At 50.6% G+C, this 15,558-nt stretch carries 12 protein-coding genes and 6 tRNA genes; 1 reads left to right on the plus strand and 17 read right to left on the minus strand.

Going from position 1 to position 15,558, the window contains the following annotated elements; translation table 11 throughout:
• Positions 1-74: 74 nt before the first annotated feature.
• From H2P46_RS10635 to miaB, 6 genes are all read right to left on the minus strand, one after another.
• Complete coding sequence (locus tag H2P46_RS10635; protein WP_193405054.1) at positions 75-971, minus strand: amino acid ABC transporter substrate-binding protein; 897 nt, start codon at positions 969-971, stop codon at positions 75-77.
• 423 nt (positions 972-1,394) lie between these two features.
• Positions 1,395-2,918, minus strand: a complete 1,524-nt coding sequence (gene lnt, locus H2P46_RS10640) for an apolipoprotein N-acyltransferase (protein ID WP_193405256.1) — start codon at positions 2,916-2,918, stop codon at positions 1,395-1,397.
• A 4-nt stretch (positions 2,919-2,922) separates the two neighbouring features.
• Positions 2,923-3,804: a CNNM family magnesium/cobalt transport protein CorC gene (gene corC, locus H2P46_RS10645; RefSeq protein ID WP_193405055.1), complete on the minus strand. Its 882-nt coding sequence runs from the start codon at positions 3,802-3,804 to the stop codon at positions 2,923-2,925.
• 81 nt (positions 3,805-3,885) lie between these two features.
• Positions 3,886-4,359 carry an rRNA maturation RNase YbeY gene (gene ybeY / locus H2P46_RS10650; protein ID WP_193405056.1) on the minus strand — a complete coding sequence of 158 codons (474 nt, stop codon included), beginning with the start codon at positions 4,357-4,359 and terminating at the stop codon, positions 3,886-3,888.
• Positions 4,356-5,417 (minus strand): PhoH family protein, encoded by a 1,062-nt coding sequence (locus tag H2P46_RS10655; RefSeq protein ID WP_193405057.1) that lies wholly within the window; start codon positions 5,415-5,417, stop codon positions 4,356-4,358. The genes ybeY and H2P46_RS10655 overlap by 4 nt, the downstream gene beginning before the upstream one ends.
• A 208-nt stretch (positions 5,418-5,625) precedes the next feature.
• Positions 5,626-7,050 (minus strand): tRNA (N6-isopentenyl adenosine(37)-C2)-methylthiotransferase MiaB, encoded by a 1,425-nt coding sequence (gene miaB / locus H2P46_RS10660; RefSeq protein ID WP_193405058.1) that lies wholly within the window; start codon positions 7,048-7,050, stop codon positions 5,626-5,628.
• 175 nt (positions 7,051-7,225) lie between these two features.
• On the opposite strand from miaB, the gene ubiF reads away from it, so the two are divergent.
• Positions 7,226-8,398: a 3-demethoxyubiquinol 3-hydroxylase gene (gene ubiF, locus H2P46_RS10665; protein WP_193405059.1), complete on the plus strand. Its 1,173-nt coding sequence runs from the start codon at positions 7,226-7,228 to the stop codon at positions 8,396-8,398.
• Positions 8,399-8,667: 269 nt separating this feature from the next.
• On the opposite strand, the gene H2P46_RS10670 is transcribed toward ubiF, so the two are convergent.
• The 11 genes from H2P46_RS10670 to nagB form a co-directional block, all read right to left on the minus strand.
• Positions 8,668-8,742 (minus strand) — tRNA-Gln (locus H2P46_RS10670).
• 6 nt (positions 8,743-8,748) lie between these two features.
• A tRNA-Met gene (locus tag H2P46_RS10675) sits at positions 8,749-8,825 on the minus strand.
• A 22-nt stretch (positions 8,826-8,847) separates the two neighbouring features.
• A tRNA-Gln gene (locus H2P46_RS10680) sits at positions 8,848-8,922 on the minus strand.
• A gap of 36 nt (positions 8,923-8,958) precedes the next feature.
• Positions 8,959-9,033, minus strand: a tRNA-Gln gene (locus H2P46_RS10685).
• Positions 9,034-9,055: 22 nt separating this feature from the next.
• Positions 9,056-9,140: transfer RNA gene (locus H2P46_RS10690), tRNA-Leu, on the minus strand.
• Between the two features lie 8 nt (positions 9,141-9,148).
• Positions 9,149-9,225 (minus strand) — tRNA-Met (locus tag H2P46_RS10695).
• Between the two features lie 216 nt (positions 9,226-9,441).
• On the minus strand, positions 9,442-11,109 hold the full coding sequence (gene asnB / locus H2P46_RS10700; RefSeq protein ID WP_193405060.1) for an asparagine synthase B: 1,668 nt from the start codon (positions 11,107-11,109) through the stop codon (positions 9,442-9,444).
• 273 nt (positions 11,110-11,382) lie between these two features.
• On the minus strand, positions 11,383-12,165 hold the full coding sequence (locus tag H2P46_RS10705) for an HAD-IIA family hydrolase (protein ID WP_193405061.1): 783 nt from the start codon (positions 12,163-12,165) through the stop codon (positions 11,383-11,385).
• On the minus strand, positions 12,155-13,426 hold the full coding sequence (gene nagC, locus H2P46_RS10710; protein ID WP_193405062.1) for a DNA-binding transcriptional regulator NagC: 1,272 nt from the start codon (positions 13,424-13,426) through the stop codon (positions 12,155-12,157). Before nagC ends, H2P46_RS10705 begins: the two co-directional genes overlap by 11 nt.
• Positions 13,427-13,433: 7 nt before the next feature.
• A complete protein-coding gene (gene nagA, locus H2P46_RS10715; protein WP_193405063.1) occupies positions 13,434-14,582 on the minus strand; it encodes an N-acetylglucosamine-6-phosphate deacetylase in 1,149 nt (382 codons plus the stop codon).
• A gap of 54 nt (positions 14,583-14,636) precedes the next feature.
• Positions 14,637-15,437: a glucosamine-6-phosphate deaminase gene (nagB, locus tag H2P46_RS10720; RefSeq protein WP_193405064.1), complete on the minus strand. Its 801-nt coding sequence runs from the start codon at positions 15,435-15,437 to the stop codon at positions 14,637-14,639.
• Between the last annotated feature and the right edge of the window lie 121 nt (positions 15,438-15,558).

Below are 15,558 nucleotides of genomic sequence, written 5' to 3' on the forward strand. Positions count from 1 at the left end.
CCTGTTACAGGTTGTCTGTCCACGCCGCAGTTTCAGCAATCGAGAGGGCAGCGCGGCTGCCCTTATTATCATTGTTAATTCAATGCTTTGTCGTTTGGCTCTTTAAACAGCGCTTTCATGTCATCAGACAAGTCGAAGTTCATATTTAAATTCTTCGGTGGAATCGGCTGCTTAAACCAGGTATCGAACCATTTTTCTGCCTGACCAGAAGATTGCGCTTTAACAATGGTGTCGTCCACTAACACTTTGAATTGCGGGTCTTCTTTACGCAGCATACAGCCGTAAGCCTCTTTCGACTGTGGCGTGCCTAAAATTTCCCAGTTGTCGGGCTTCTTCGCTTTTGCACGTTCACCTGCAAGCAGTGCATCATCCATCATAAAGGCCACAGCGCGACCGGTTTCCAGCGTACGGAAAGAATCGCCATGATCTTTAGCGCTGATAATGCGCATTTCCATTTTCTTCTCGTCATTCAGCTTATGCAGCAGAATTTCTGACGTGGTGCCCGATGTCACAACGACGGTTTTGCCTTTCAGATCGTCGAAGTCTTTAATCGGGCCATCTTTTTTCACCAGCAGACGTGTGCCGATGACAAAGATAGTGTCTGAAAACGCAACTTGTTTCTGACGTTCAAGATTATTGGTGGTTGACCCGCATTCAAAATCGTAAGTACCGTTCTGCAACAGTGGAATACGGTTTTGCGAGGTGATAGGGATCATTTTTACCTGTAAGTCAGGCTTGTTCAGCTTCGCTTTAATGGCATTCACGATGGCGTTGGAATAATCCTGTGAATAGCCGACGACTTTTTGCTGATTGTCATAGTAAGAAAAGGGAACTGATGATTCACGGTGCCCGACGACGATGACACCATTGTCATTAATCTTTTTCAGGGTGCCGCTGAGATCTTCCGCCTGGGCCGCTCCTGCTGCTGCGCTCAACAGCAGAAGAGATAATGCCACTTTGCGTATCTGCATGTTCCAACTCCTTCGTATGGAATTTGCACAGGGTATAACCTGTGCTGATTATGATGTTGTGTGTATTTCCTGCTGCTTTTCTTATCATCCCAGAGCGCAAACGCGCTCAGAATAGCCACTAACATAGCGAATCGTTAACGGAAGGAAACAAAAAAGTTTCTTTTTTGCGAGGTGATCCGCACCAAAAAAAGGCAAAAAACGCGTTATGCACGAAGAGTGTGCAATAAAGCGATCCGGCCTGGTGCAAACTACCCGGCAATGCGTTATCAAAACCTACGGCTGCGAAAATCCCTGAAATAAATAGCAAACTTCGTGCCAAAATTTTTTCACAAAAATAACAGAAGTTAGGGTAAAGGAAGGAAACGGGGTGAGATGAGAGTAAAACGGCGAAGGAAATCTTCGCCGTTTTGGTGACGTGCAAACTTAACGGCGACGGCAGCGGAAAGCGAGAATCGCTGCCAGTACCGTTAATATCCAGACTGGCCAGACACCTGCGCGTGCATACGGTGTTTCACCGGTAGTTGGGGTGACGGTATCGGTTAACACGTTGCGGGTAAACTGCGGCAGGCTTTTCTCAACATCACCGTTAGCGTTTACCACGGCGGTGACACCATTATTAGTGCTACGCAACAGCGGACGGCCCAGTTCCAGTGCACGCATGCGCGCCATCTGGAAATGCTGCCACGGTCCAATTGAGTGGCCAAACCAGGCGTCATTGGAGACAGTCAGCAGAAAATTGGTGTCTGGGCGGAAATTCGCACGCACCTGCTCGCCCAGCACAATCTCATAGCAGATGGCGCTGGTCAGGTTATACCCCGCCACGTTGAGCTGTGGTTGAATATAGGCACCGCGACTGAAAGAGGACATCGGCAAATCAAAAAACGGGGCCAGCGGACGCAGTAAATCAGCCAACGGAACAAACTCGCCAAAAGGAACCAAATGGTTTTTCTGATAGCGGTTTGCGCTGAAATAGTTATAAGGCTGCTGACCGCCCAGGACGATCACCGTGTTGTAGTCATGATAATGGTTCTGTTCCAGACGCGAATCGACGATACCCGTGATCAACGCGCTACCGCGCTGCTGTAACTCGTTGTCCAGTGAGTGCAGGAAGGGCTGCTGATTACTTTCCAGGTCGGTGATAGCAGACTCGGGCCAGATAATAATCGGCGCTTTGCCCATGAGCGGCTGGCTCAGGCTGGTATAAATGCGCAACGTATTCAGAAGTTGTTGCGGATCCCACTTCATCGATTGCGGAATATTGCCCTGTACCAGGGCAACATCAACGCTGCGCTGTGGCAGCGGTTGATACCACTGGATATAACGCAGCGGCCACGGCAACGCCAGCAGCACAATGGCAGCAATCAGGCTTTTACCGTTGCGCTGTTGTACGGCATGGGCCAGCAAGCCAGCAATCATCATCAGTAAAAAGGTCAGCGTTTCCACCCCCGCCAGGGGTGCCAGGCCCTTTAGTGGACCATTGATCTGGCTGTAACCAAATTGCAGCCAGGGGAAGCCGGTTAGCACCCAACCACGTAGAAATTCGGTGATTTGCCACAGTGCCGGCGCGGCCAGCGCCAGTCGCCATAACGTGGCTCGCCGCCAGAATCGGTTAAGCAAACCGGTAAACAGCGCGGGATAAATCGCCAGATAGGCAGCAAGCAAAATCACCAGAAATACGTTAACCGGCCCAGGCATGCCACCAAAAGTAGCGATGCTGACATAAACCCAGTTAATGCCGCTACCAAACAGGCCAGAGCCCCAGATAAAGCCAATGGCTGTAGCCTGCGGGCTGGTTCGGTTGAGGGTCAGAATTTGCAGGCCAAAGAGCGAAAGCAGCGCTGCAGGCCAGAAATCATAAGGAGAAAACGCAAGGGTGCCAGCTGCACCCGTTATTAAAGCCAGCAGCAGGCGGACCCGCTGCCGCGAGTAAAGAGAGGCTAAAGCCATAAATTTATTCGTCATCCAGTTGAGGTTGCGGCGAATTTTCCGGAATTTTTACGTGAACCTGGATGATACGGCGGCTGTCAGCCATCGCGACTTTGAATTGGTAACCATCAATGTCAATGCTTTCCCCGCGTGCAGGCAGGTGGCCGAATGCCTGCATAACCAGACCGCCGATAGTATCGACTTCATCATCGCTAAATTGCGTGCCGAAAATCTCATTGAAATTTTCAATCGGCGTTAAGGCACGCACGGTGAAGGTCTGGCGGTTTAGCTGGCGAATATCACGATCTTCTTCATCATCATATTCATCTTCAATCTCGCCAACGATCAGCTCAAGGATGTCCTCAATGGTCACCAGACCTGAAACTCCGCCAAATTCATCAATGACAATCGCCATGTGATACCGCTGCGAGCGAAACTCTTTCAGCATGCGGTCAACGCGCTTACTCTCAGGTACGACAACAGCAGGGCGCAGCACTTTTTCTATGCTGAATGGCTCTGACTCGCTGCTCATAAATGGCAATAGATCTTTTGCCATCAGAATACCCTCAACATGATCCTTATCTTCGCTGATCACCGGAAAACGTGAATGCGCGGATTCGATGATGACATCAAGACATTCTTCAAGGTTTTGGTTGCGTTTAAGGGTAATCATTTGCGAGCGCGGGATCATGATGTCTCGCACGCGCTGTTCCGCAATATCCAGTACCCCTTCGAGCATGTCGCGGGTATCCTGATCGATCAGATCTTTTTGACTGGAATCGCGGATCAGCTCCAGTAGTTCGTCACGGCTTTTGGGTTCGCCGTGGAACAGTTGGTTGATCAACAGGGAAAAAAATCCCTTTTTACTACTGGGTGCATCGCTGTTTTGAGAATGGTCGTCGCTCATGGCGGTTTATGTAGATCTCTCGGGTGAGGGAATGGATCTGTCGGCGTTGCTGCCGACAGCGGTTTGACCTGAACTCAAGATTCAGGCGTCTTGTTTCTCCGAAATGTACGGATCGGGATAGCCAAGAGCAAGCATTATCTCGGTCTCGATTCCTTCCATTTCTTCAGCCTCTTCGTCTTCGATATGGTCGTAGCCCAGCAAATGTAACGTGCCATGCACTACCATATGCGCCCAATGCGCTTCAACAGTTTTACCTTGTTCAGCAGCCTCAAGCTCCACAACCTGACGACAAATAATCAGGTCGCCGAGTAGCGGCAACTCAATACCGGGCGGTGCTTCAAACGGAAACGACAGCACATTTGTCGGCTTATCTTTACCGCGATAAGTCAGATTAAGCTCATGGCTTTCCGCTTTATCCACCAGACGAATAGTGACTTCGCTTTCTGGCTGGAAGGGCATAACGGCCGCTTCAAGCCAACGCTGAAAAAGCCCCTCGTCTGGTAAACCGTCGGTTTGCTCGCAGGCACGTTGAAGATCAAGGATGACCGAACTCATTTGCTCTCCTGCGTGACAGTTTGCACGGCAAACGCTTCGCGTTTACGCTCTTCGGCCTGTTGAGCGCGGTGTTTTTGATCGGCCTCTTCCCAGGCTTCATAAGCAGTCACGATGCGTGCGACAACAGGATGGCGAACCACATCTTCGCTGTGGAAGAAGTTAAAACTGATTTCCTCCACTTCAGACAGCACTTCTATGGCATGACGCAGGCCAGATTTGGTGTGGCGTGGTAAGTCAATCTGCGTCACATCGCCAGTAATCACCGCTTTGGAGTTGAAACCAATACGCGTCAGGAACATTTTCATCTGCTCGATAGTGGTGTTCTGACTTTCATCCAGAATAATGAACGCGTCATTCAGGGTACGACCGCGCATATAAGCCAGCGGTGCCACTTCAATGACGTTGCGCTCCATTAACTTCTCAACGCGTTCAAAACCCAGCATTTCAAACAGGGCGTCGTACAGAGGACGTAAATACGGGTCCACTTTTTGGCTGAGATCGCCTGGCAGGAAGCCCAGTTTTTCACCGGCTTCGACTGCCGGGCGAGTCAGCAGGATACGGCGAATTTCCTGACGTTCCAGCGCATCAACGGCTGCCGCCACTGCCAGATAGGTTTTCCCGGTACCTGCTGGGCCGACGCCGAAAGTGATGTCATGATCAAGAATATTAGCGATATATTGCGCCTGGTTTGGTGTGCGCGGCTTGATCACGCCACGTTTCGTTTTGATATTTACCACTTTGCCATAGTCCGGCACGCTTTCAGCAGTTTGTTCCAGTACGCGGCTTTCTTTAATAGCCAGATGAATTTGTTCTGGCTCAATATCAGGAATATCGCCACGAACGGGAGCCGTATCGACATACAGTGTTTTAAGGATGTCTACCGCAGCGTTGACACACAGGGCGCGTCCTACCAGTTTAAAAAGATTGTCGCGACGATTGATTTCAATGCCCAGACGACGTTCCAGCTGTTTTACATTGTCATCAAATGGACCACACAGGCTCATCAGACGGCGGTTATCGGCCGGTTCAAGGGCGATTTCACGAGTTTCGATATTCAAACGAATCCTTTGGGTCACTCAGGGCCAGTTGAAAAGGTGTCTGACGCACCGTTTGGCTTAACCGGATGCACCATCACGAAATTATTTATGTCGTAAAGCCTGGGCGCAAGCTTCAGAAATGATATTTGGGCGGCACTTTCAGAAACCAAGTGCAATAAACGGAAATTGACGGCAGCACTGCGCGTGCTGCCGCAAAGTAAGGCAGGTATCAAGGCTGGAACGTACCCACGCCAATTTCATTCTCTTTACGTGTTCGCGCAATAACGGACGCCGGGCTTTCTGTTATGCGCAGGCCCATCTCATCTTCGCCGCGAACCAGTTTGCCGCGCAGTGAATTGGCATAAACGTCAACGATTTCGACATCAACGAATTTGCCAATCATCTCAGGCGAGCCTTCAAAATTGACCACGCGGTTATTTTCGGTACGTCCTGATACTTCCATGATATTTTTGCGTGAGATACCTTCAACCAGAATACGCTGAACGCTGCCCAGCATGCGGCGGCTCCACGCCTGAGCCTGCTGATTGATGCGGTCTTGCAAAATATACAGGCGCTGCTTCTTCTCATCTTCACTGACATCATCTGGCAGGTCGGCGGCTGGCGTGCCGGGACGCGCTGAATAGATGAAGCTGAAGCTCATGTCGAAATTCACGTCGGCAATTAGCTTCATAGTTTGCTCGAAATCCTGTTGGGTTTCGCCTGGGAAGCCAATGATAAAGTCAGAACTGATCTGAATATCAGGACGCGCAGCACGCAGCTTACGAATAATTGCTTTGTATTCAAGCGCGGTATGCGCACGCTTCATCAGTGTCAGAATACGGTCAGCACCACTCTGGACGGGAAGGTGGAGAAAACTCACCAGCTCTGGCGTGTCGCGGTAGACTTCAATGATGTCGTCAGTAAATTCAATTGGATGACTGGTGGTGAAGCGAATACGGTCAATGCCGTCGATTGCCGCCACCAGACGCAGCAACTCAGCAAAGGTGCAAATTTCGCCGTCAAAAGTCGGACCGCGATAGGCGTTAACATTCTGGCCCAGCAGGTTAACTTCGCGTACGCCTTGCGCTGCCAGCTGGGCAATTTCCAGCAGAATATCATCGCTTGGGCGACTCACTTCTTCACCGCGCGTGTAGGGCACCACGCAGAAAGTACAGTATTTATTGCAGCCTTCCATAATAGAAACAAAGGCGGTTGGGCCTTCAGCGCGTGGCTCTGGCAGACGATCGAATTTTTCGATCTCTGGGAAACTAATATCAACGATCGGGCTTTTGCTGCCTCGTACACTGTTGATCATTTCCGGCAGGCGGTGCAGCGTTTGCGGGCCAAAGACAATATCAACGTAGTGCGCTCGCTGACGGATATGATCGCCTTCCTGTGACGCCACGCAGCCGCCGACGCCGATAATCAAATCAGGGTTACGCTCTTTTAAGGTTCTCCAGCGTCCTAACTGATGGAAAACTTTTTCCTGTGCTTTCTCGCGAATAGAGCAGGTGTTGAGCAGCAGAACATCCGCGTCTTCAGCCTCTTCGGTCAGCGTGTAGCCGTGCGTGCTGTTCAGCAGGTCAGCCATCTTTGATGAATCATACTCATTCATCTGACAGCCCCAGGTTTTGATATGCAGTTTTTTCGTCATCGAACTAGCCATTGATTCAGTGCAGTGAAGTGCAGGGCGCGTATTGTAATGCTTTGCTGCTGTTGTGACCAGTCTAAGGGCTTTTCTGATCGTGCCGGATTTTTTTCCGGTACACTTTGCCCTCATTGTCCCGCTCGCTGTACAGGCAGCGGAGAAAAGAAGAAGGATATGAGCAATGCAGGATAACCAGTTTGATGTCGTCGTAGTGGGTGGCGGTATGGTCGGCGCGGCGTTAGCGTGCGGGCTGGCGCAACAGGCGTTTCGCGTGGCGGTAATAGAGCGGGCCACACCGGCGGTGTTTGTGACCGAAAGCGAGCCTGACATACGCATTTCTGCCATTGGCTCATCATCAGTGGCATTACTGAAACAACTCGGGGTCTGGCCGCGTGTCGAAACAATGCGCTGTGCGCCTTACCGCAAGCTGGAAACCTGGGAATGGCAAACCGCACAGGTAAGTTTTGATGCTGCCTCGCTGGGATTACCCGAATTAGGCTATATGGTTGAAAATGCAGTTCTGCAACGTGCGTTGTGGGAGCGGATGGAGCAGACTGGCGTCAGTTTGTTTTGTCCGGCGACGTTAGAAAACCTACAGCAGGAAAACGGCGGCTGGCGGTTGGATCTTAATGATAACCAGACTGTTCATGCTCGGCTGGTGGTGGGGGCGGACGGCGCAAATTCACAGGTACGGCAAATGTCGGGCATCGGAATTCATGGCTGGAGCTATGCGCAGTCATGTTTGTTGATCAGCGTGACTTGTGAGCACCCGGCAGGTGATACCACCTGGCAGCACTTCACCCCGCAAGGCCCGCGTGCGTTTCTGCCGCTTTACGATAATCATGCTTCACTGGTCTGGTATGACTCGGCAGCCCGCATTCGTCAATTGCAGGCGATGGCGCTACCGCAGTTAGAAAAGGAGATCGCCACCCATTTCCCGGCGCGTTTAGGGCGCTTCAACGCTCATGCAGCGGGCGGTTTCCCGCTGGTTCGGCGTCACGCTACCCGCTATGTCCTGCCTGGATTAGCACTGGTGGGCGATGCCGCACATACCATTAATCCACTGGCAGGGCAGGGCGTGAATCTGGGGTATCGGGATATTGATGCGTTAACTGATGTGTTGAGCGACGCTCGCAGCAACGCCGAAGACTGGGCTTCTGAACGCGTATTACGGCGTTATCAGGCCAAACGGCGCAATGATAATTTGCTGATGCAAAGCGGAATGGATCTTTTTTATTTTACGTTCAGCAATCGCCTGCCGCCGCTGAAGTTTGTACGCAATTTAGGGCTGATCGTTGCGGAACATTCTGGGGTGCTGAAACGTCAGGCTTTACGTTATGCCCTGGGGCTTTAATCTCAGCTTTGGCAAGAAAAGATGCTGCAGTGATAGCATTAGGCCAGCACTGCACTGGCGCGACAGGGATTCCTCTCCCGGTGCTCTGGCCGGGCCATAATGGATTGAGCTGCTTCGCTCTTCAGACGCACCAATCCTGAATAGGGCTGTTGCAAAATACGGCTGAGCTTGCATTAAGGTGATAAATCCGAGGCTGAGAAGCAGAGCCTCTGGCAATCCAGAACGGCAAAAACAACAAAGCCCGCAGAAGCGGGCTTTGTTATGCAATTTGGCTGGGGTGCAGGGATTCGAACCCCGGAATGCTGGTATCAGAAACCAGTGCCTTACCGCTTGGCGACACCCCAAGAAAATGGTGGCTACGACGGGAATCGAACCTGTGACCCCAGCATTATGAGTGCTGTGCTCTAACCAGCTGAGCTACGTAGCCAAATTGTACTGCTGTTCGATGATGGCTGGGATACCTGGATTCGAACCAGGGAATGCCGGTATCAAAAACCGGTGCCTTACCGCTTGGCGATATCCCATTCGTCGACTCGCATCCGCGAGAAAACATCGAAAATTGGCTGGGGTACCTGGATTCGAACCAGGGAATGCCGGTATCAAAAACCGGTGCCTTACCGCTTGGCGATACCCCATCCACGCTGCCGAATCATGAAATGGTGCGGGAGGCGAGACTTGAACTCGCACACCTTGCGGCGCCAGAACCTAAATCTGGTGCGTCTACCAATTTCGCCACTCCCGCAAAAAAGATGGTGGCTACGACGGGAATCGAACCTGTGACCCCAGCATTATGAGTGCTGTGCTCTAACCAGCTGAGCTACGTAGCCATCTTTTTTCGCGCTACCTTCATCGGCGTTGCGGGGCGCATTATGCGGAGTTGACTACACAGCGTCAACAAGTTTTTTGCCGTTTTTCGCCTTAAGGCACCTGTTTGTCTGGCTTATAACCAGGCTGCTGATTTATTCAGCAATTATTCCGCGCTTACAAAGTTCCAGACAAAAAAATGGGCCATTAAAGGCCCATTTGCCAGTATATGGCGGTGCTTATTGATAAGCAGACTGATGGACACCAACTGCACGACCTGACGGATCGTCCATAGTTTTAAAGGCTTCATCCCATTCAATGGCTTTCGCAGACGAGCAGGCGACAGAAGGGCCTCCCGGAACACACTCAGCGGCGCTTGGCAGCGGGAACAGCTCTTCGAAAATCTCACGGTAGAGATACGCTTCTTTTGAGTTCGGCGTGTTGAACGGGAAACGGAAATGCGCCGTTGCCAGTTGCTGATCGCTGATTTGTTGAGCAGCTACCTCTTTCAGACTGTCGATCCAGCTGTAACCTACGCCATCAGAGAACTGTTCTTTCTGACGCCACGCCACGCTTTCAGGCAGATAAGAAGAGAAGCATTCGCGCAGGATATGTTTCTCCATTTTGCCGTTGCTGCCACACATTTTGTCTTTTGGGTTGATGCGCATTGCAACGTCGAGGAATTTCTTATCCAGGAACGGAACACGTGCCTCCACACCCCAGGCAGACATTGCTTTGTTAGCACGCGCGCAGTCAAACATATGCAGCGCCAACAGCTTGCGTACGTTCTCTTCATGGAATTCTTTCGCGTTCGGCGCTTTATGAAAGTAGAGATACCCTCCAAACACTTCGTCCGCACCTTCACCCGACAGCACCATTTTGATGCCCATCGCTTTAATCTTACGTGACATTAAATACATCGGCGTAGAGGCGCGGATAGTGGTGACATCGTAAGTTTCGATGTGATAAATCACATCACGAATCGCATCCAGACCTTCCTGCACGGTGAAATGAATTTCGTGATGCACAGTACCAAGATGATCGGCAACGGCTTTTGCTGCTTTCAGGTCAGGTGAACCTTCCAGGCCCACCGCGAAAGAGTGCAGCTGTGGCCACCAGGCGTCGCTTTTGTCCTGATCTTCAATACGTTTCGCCGCATAACGCTTAGTGACCGCAGAAATGATAGAAGAATCAAGCCCACCAGACAGCAGTACGCCGTAAGGGACATCAGACATCAGATGGCTTTTCACGGACTCTTCCAGCGCATGTTTCAGGCCAGCAGCATCAGTTTCGTTGTGCTCAACGTTTTTATATTCCATCCAGTCGCGCTGCCAGTAACGACGAATTTCACCCTCGGTGCTGGAAAGGTAGCTTCCCGGCGGGAATTCTTTAATTGAGCGACAAACCGGCACCAGGGCTTTCATTTCTGACGCAACATACAGGTTGCCATGCTCATCATTACCCATGTAAAGCGGGATGATACCAATATGATCGCGACCAATCAGATAGGTGTTTTTCACACTGTCATACAGGATGAAAGCGAACATGCCTTCCAGATCGTCCAGAAAATCGACGCCTTTTTCCTGATAAAGCGCCAGGATAACTTCACAGTCAGAACCGGTCTGGAACGAGTAGCGATCGCTCAACTCGGCGCGCAAAGCCTGATGGTTATAGATTTCGCCGTTAACAGCCAGCACGTGGGTGTGATCAGCGTTATACAGCGGTTGCGCACCGTTGTTAACGTCAACAATTGAGAGACGTTCATGTGCAAGAATCGCATGATCATCAGCATAAACGCCTGACCAGTCTGGTCCGCGATGACGCATCAAACGTGAACATTCCAGCGCTTTCTTGCGTAGCTCAGCAGGATCGGTCTTTAGATCCAACACACCAAAAATAGAACACATAACTGACTCCTGAACTTACCTGACGGCGATATTATCTTTCGTATTTGCCGCAGCCGGTCGCTGCGTGATGTATAAGAAAATGCGCTATTTCATGCATTCAATGCAAGCAGAATCACCATTTACTGACAAAAAGTTGTCCGCAATCGGCGAGATTTGAATATTCAACAATAAAATGGCGATTTATTTAATGGATCAACAATAAAACAAAATAAGTGATGGTTATTTAACCAGTGCAGCAGGCGATCGGCGGGAAAAGCGGTGACGCACCATACGTTATATACGGCGCGTCATACGAGGAAAGCATTTAAACAGGTCAATATCCGCGACAGAAGGGTAAATCCAGTCTGGACGAAAAGGCATGGCGTCAATGTCGCTTAAGGTTGAGACACCCGACAGCACTAACACCGTTTCGAGGCCAGCCTGGAAGCCAGCCAAAATGTCAGTACGCAGGTTATCTCCTACAATCACCGTCTCTTCAGAATGGGCCTGCATTTTATTGAGTGCAGCGCGCATGATGTATGGGCTTGGTTTACCAACATAAAAAGGACGGCGACCGGAAATCGTCTCGATTCCGGCGCAGAGGGCGCCACAGGCAGGGACAAAACCGCGAGCATGCGTATCTGGGTTAGTGGCGATAAAGCGCGCGCCACTGGCAACAAAGAAGGCGGCTTTATGCATCATATCCCAGTTAAAGGAGCGCGTTTCGCCAACGATAACAAAGTCTGAATTAACATCAGTGATGGTGAATCCCGCTTTGTACAACTCATGTATGAGTGCGCCTTCGCCAATCACATACGCTTTCTTACCTTCCTGACGACGCAAAAAATCTGCGGTTGCCATCGCGGAAGTGTAAAAAACCGAATCCGGCACCTCAACACCTGCTGAAGCAAATCGGTTCGCCAGATCCTGAGCCGTTTGAGACGGGTAATTAGTAAGCACCACCAGCGGCATCTCTTTTTGCAAGATGCGTTGCAGAAATTCCTGCGCGCCGGGTATAGCGGTATTGTCGTGCATCAGCACGCCATCAATATCACAGATTACGCTTTTAATGGTCATAGTTCGTTCCGAAGCTGTCTGCCAGAACAGCAGGTTCAACCTGATCTTCCAGAAGATGCTGTAACAGGATGCCGTTAAGCATGGCACGTTTTGCCAGCGCAAAAGCACCGATTGCTGAACGATGATCCAGTTGAGATCGCACCACCGGCAAATTTTTGCGAAACGCATTTAGCGCCTGAGTGTTGATACAACCTTCAATTGCAGGCAGCAGCACTTTTTCTGCGTCGGTGATTTCTCCGGCCAGCACCACTTTTTGCGGATTAAACAGGTTGATGGCGATCGCAATGGCTTTGCCTAAATAACGGCCTACATATTCGATCACTTCACAAGCCAATGCATCACCCTGATTTGCCGCTTTGCAAATCTGCGGCATATGGCAATCGTCTGGCGTTAATACGCTGGGATAACCCTGCTGCAACAGATGACGCACCCGATTTTCAATTGCACCATTTGCTGCGATGGTTTCAAGGCAGCCGAAATTGCCGCAATGACAACGTTCGCCCAGGGGATCAACCTGAATATGGCCAATCTCGCCGACATTGCCATTGCTGCCAAGAAAGATATGCCCGTTGGCGATGATGCCTGCGCCAGTACCACGATGCAAACGCACCAGAATAGAGTCGGCACAATCGCGACTTGCACCAAAATAGTGCTCGGCGAGCGCCAGACTACGAATATCGTGACCGACAAAACTGGTTACGTTAAAGCGTTTCTTCAGGTTAGCAACCAGTGGCCAGTGACTGACAGAAATATGCGGCATATAACGAATCACGCCGTTAAAAGGATCAACCAGTCCGGGAATAATCACGGATATGGCAATCAGCTCGCGGATTTTACGCTGATGAAGCGCCATAAAGTCAGTAATCGTATTGAAGAGCGCATGCTCCAGCGTTTCCTGGGTGCGTTCAGGCAATACATAGTCTTCCTGCGCCAGCGATTTACCACTCAGATCAAACAGCGTGAGCGTGGCATCGTTACGCCCCAGGCGAATGCCGATAGTATGAAAATGGCGGGTTTCAGTAATGATGGGAATCGCGCGGCGTCCGCCGGGGGGCGCTTGTTGGTCCACCTCTTTAATCAGGCCGCGCTCAATGAGCTGACGGGGAATTTTTGTGACGCTGGCGGGGGCAAGCTGGCTCAGTTCAGCGATTTGTATGCGTGAAATCGGCCCTTGTTGATCGATTAGCCGATAAACGGCTGCGCTGTTGAGTTGCTTGACAAGATCGACATTTCCTATTTGTGTCTGGCCGCCAGTAGTCATTCAGTGCTTACTCGCTCAGGACGTCGTCTCCGTTGACTAACGTCTTAATAATTTTAAAGTCACGTGTAAACACAGTCAGGTTTGCGATTTTTCCTGCTTCGATCGTACCTAACCGTTTTTCCACACCCATCGCTCGTGCCGGATAAAGTGTCGCCATGCGCAGCGCTTCATCTAAGGCAATGCCAGCATGTTCGATGCTGTTTTGTACCGCTTCGATCATGGTCAATGCAGAGCCGCTCAGCGTACCGTTCTCATCAACACACAGGCCGTCACGATAGTATATTGTTTTGCCGGCAAAAATGAACTTATCGATATTTGCCCCAGCCGGTGCGGTGGCATCGGTGACGAGTACCAGTTTGTCGCCTTTGATGCGTTTTGCATTGCGCACGTTAGCGTAATGGACGTGCAGACCATCCGCAATGATGCCGCAGTATACATCAGGCGAATCAAACAGCGCACCGATTAGGCCAGGTTCACGTCCGGAGAAAGCGGGCATGGCATTATACAAATGGGTTGCGAATGTAATGCCTGCGGCGAAACCGGTTCGGGCCTCTTCATAAGTGGCATTTGAATGGCCTGCTGAGACGATAATGCCCGCTTCAGTCAACTGGCGAATAACATCCTGACCGGCGTTTTCCGGCGCCAGCGTGACTTTGGTAATGACGTCAGCATTTTCACAAAGGAACTGAACTATCTGCGCATCGGGCAAGCGGATGAGTGCAGGGTTGTGGGTGCCTTTTTTGGCGGTGCTTAACCACGGCCCTTCCAGATGCAAACCCAGCGCCTGATTTTGATAGGTCTTCAGATAGCTGCGCATGGTTTCAACCGCGCGCTTCATGAGTTCATCGCTGCTGGTGATTAAGGTTGGTAAGAAGCTGGTGCAGCCTGATTTTTCATTGGCGCGCTGCATGATTTCCAGTGTTTCAATAGTGAGCGCATTAATGTCATCGTTGAACTGCACACCCCCGCAACCGTTGAGTTGAAGATCGATAAAACCGGGAGCGATGATGGCACCTGAAACATCGCGCTTTTCTATGTCCGCGGGTAGCGCTTCATAAGGGCACACGCGCTCAATTTTACCCTCAGCAATAACCACGGCATGGTTGTCCAGAATTTCGTGGCCGCTGTAAATGCGACCGCTAACTAATGCGTACATCTTTCTTCTCCCGGCTGGGTCTGCTGTTATTCGATTCTCAGCAGTCATCTGCAATTAAACACCTTTCATATTTTCCGCTTCCATCTCGCGGAAATATTTAACCGTTTTCACTTTCAGTTCCATTGTGGCGGGTTCGTCACACACCACGACGGCTTTTGGATGCAACTGTAGGCAGCTGATAGTCCACATATGGTTAACGTTGCCTTCAACTGCGGCTTGCAGCGCCTGTGACTTGATGTGGCCGGTCACCAGAATCATCACTTCTTCGGCTTCCAGCAACGTTCCTACGCCAACGGTCAGGGCATATTTTGGCACCTGATCGATGTCGCCATCAAAGAAGCGAGAATTTGCTACGCGAGTATCATGCGTCAGCGTTTTTATGCGCGTGCGAGAAGCCAGAGATGATGCGGGTTCGTTAAAGGCGATATGACCGTCATTACCGACGCCGCCCATAAACAGGTGAATGTTGCCCAGTGCGCGAATTTTCTCTTCATACTGGCGACATTCTGCATCAACGTCTGGCGCGTTACCATTCAGAAGGTTGATGTTTTCTGGTTGAATATCAATATGATCGAAAAAATTACGATACATAAAGCTATGGTAGCTTTCGGGATGTTCTTTCGGTAAGCCAACATATTCATCCATGTTGAAAGTGACAACGTGTTTGAAACTAACCTGGCCCGCTTTATGCATCTCAATAAGGTGTTTATACGCTTCCAGCGGCGTGCCGCCGGTTGGCAAACCGAGAACAAAAGGGCGGTCGGCGCTGGGTTTGAAGGTATTGATGCGGTCAACAATATGGCGTGCAGCCCACTTACCAACCTGGGTTGGCGTGGCCAGGGGAATCAGTCTCATGTTTCACCTCAGTTAAAAATTGGAAAGGATAAACGCTATACCGCTGTGCTAATAATCAGCCTAAACTGATTATGCGTTAACGCTATGGTAATTCTTTGTCTCGATAATTTGTAGCATAAAA

The organism is Mixta mediterraneensis (genome assembly GCF_014946725.1).
In the GTDB taxonomy this organism is placed as follows: Bacteria; Pseudomonadota; Gammaproteobacteria; order Enterobacterales; family Enterobacteriaceae; genus Pantoea; species Pantoea mediterraneensis.

Bases quoted from the DNA above. Each gene is read 5' to 3' on its own strand.
- nagB (WP_193405064.1), bottom strand. From the start codon at position 15,437: ATGAGACTGATTCCCCTGGCCACGCCAACCCAGGTTGGTAAGTGGGCT.
- nagC (WP_193405062.1), bottom strand. From the start codon at position 13,426: ATGACTACTGGCGGCCAGACACAAATAGGAAATGTCGATCTTGTCAAG.
- nagA (WP_193405063.1), bottom strand. From the start codon at position 14,582: ATGTACGCATTAGTTAGCGGTCGCATTTACAGCGGCCACGAAATTCTG.
- miaB (WP_193405058.1), bottom strand. From the start codon at position 7,050: ATGACGAAAAAACTGCATATCAAAACCTGGGGCTGTCAGATGAATGAG.
- asnB (WP_193405060.1), bottom strand. From the start codon at position 11,109: ATGTGTTCTATTTTTGGTGTGTTGGATCTAAAGACCGATCCTGCTGAG.
- corC (WP_193405055.1), bottom strand. From the start codon at position 3,804: ATGAGCGACGACCATTCTCAAAACAGCGATGCACCCAGTAGTAAAAAG.
- H2P46_RS10705 (WP_193405061.1), bottom strand. From the start codon at position 12,165: ATGACCATTAAAAGCGTAATCTGTGATATTGATGGCGTGCTGATGCAC.
- lnt (WP_193405256.1), bottom strand. From the start codon at position 2,918: ATGGCTTTAGCCTCTCTTTACTCGCGGCAGCGGGTCCGCCTGCTGCTG.
- ybeY (WP_193405056.1), bottom strand. From the start codon at position 4,359: ATGAGTTCGGTCATCCTTGATCTTCAACGTGCCTGCGAGCAAACCGAC.
- H2P46_RS10635 (WP_193405054.1), bottom strand. From the start codon at position 971: ATGCAGATACGCAAAGTGGCATTATCTCTTCTGCTGTTGAGCGCAGCA.
- ubiF (WP_193405059.1), top strand. From the start codon at position 7,226: ATGCAGGATAACCAGTTTGATGTCGTCGTAGTGGGTGGCGGTATGGTC.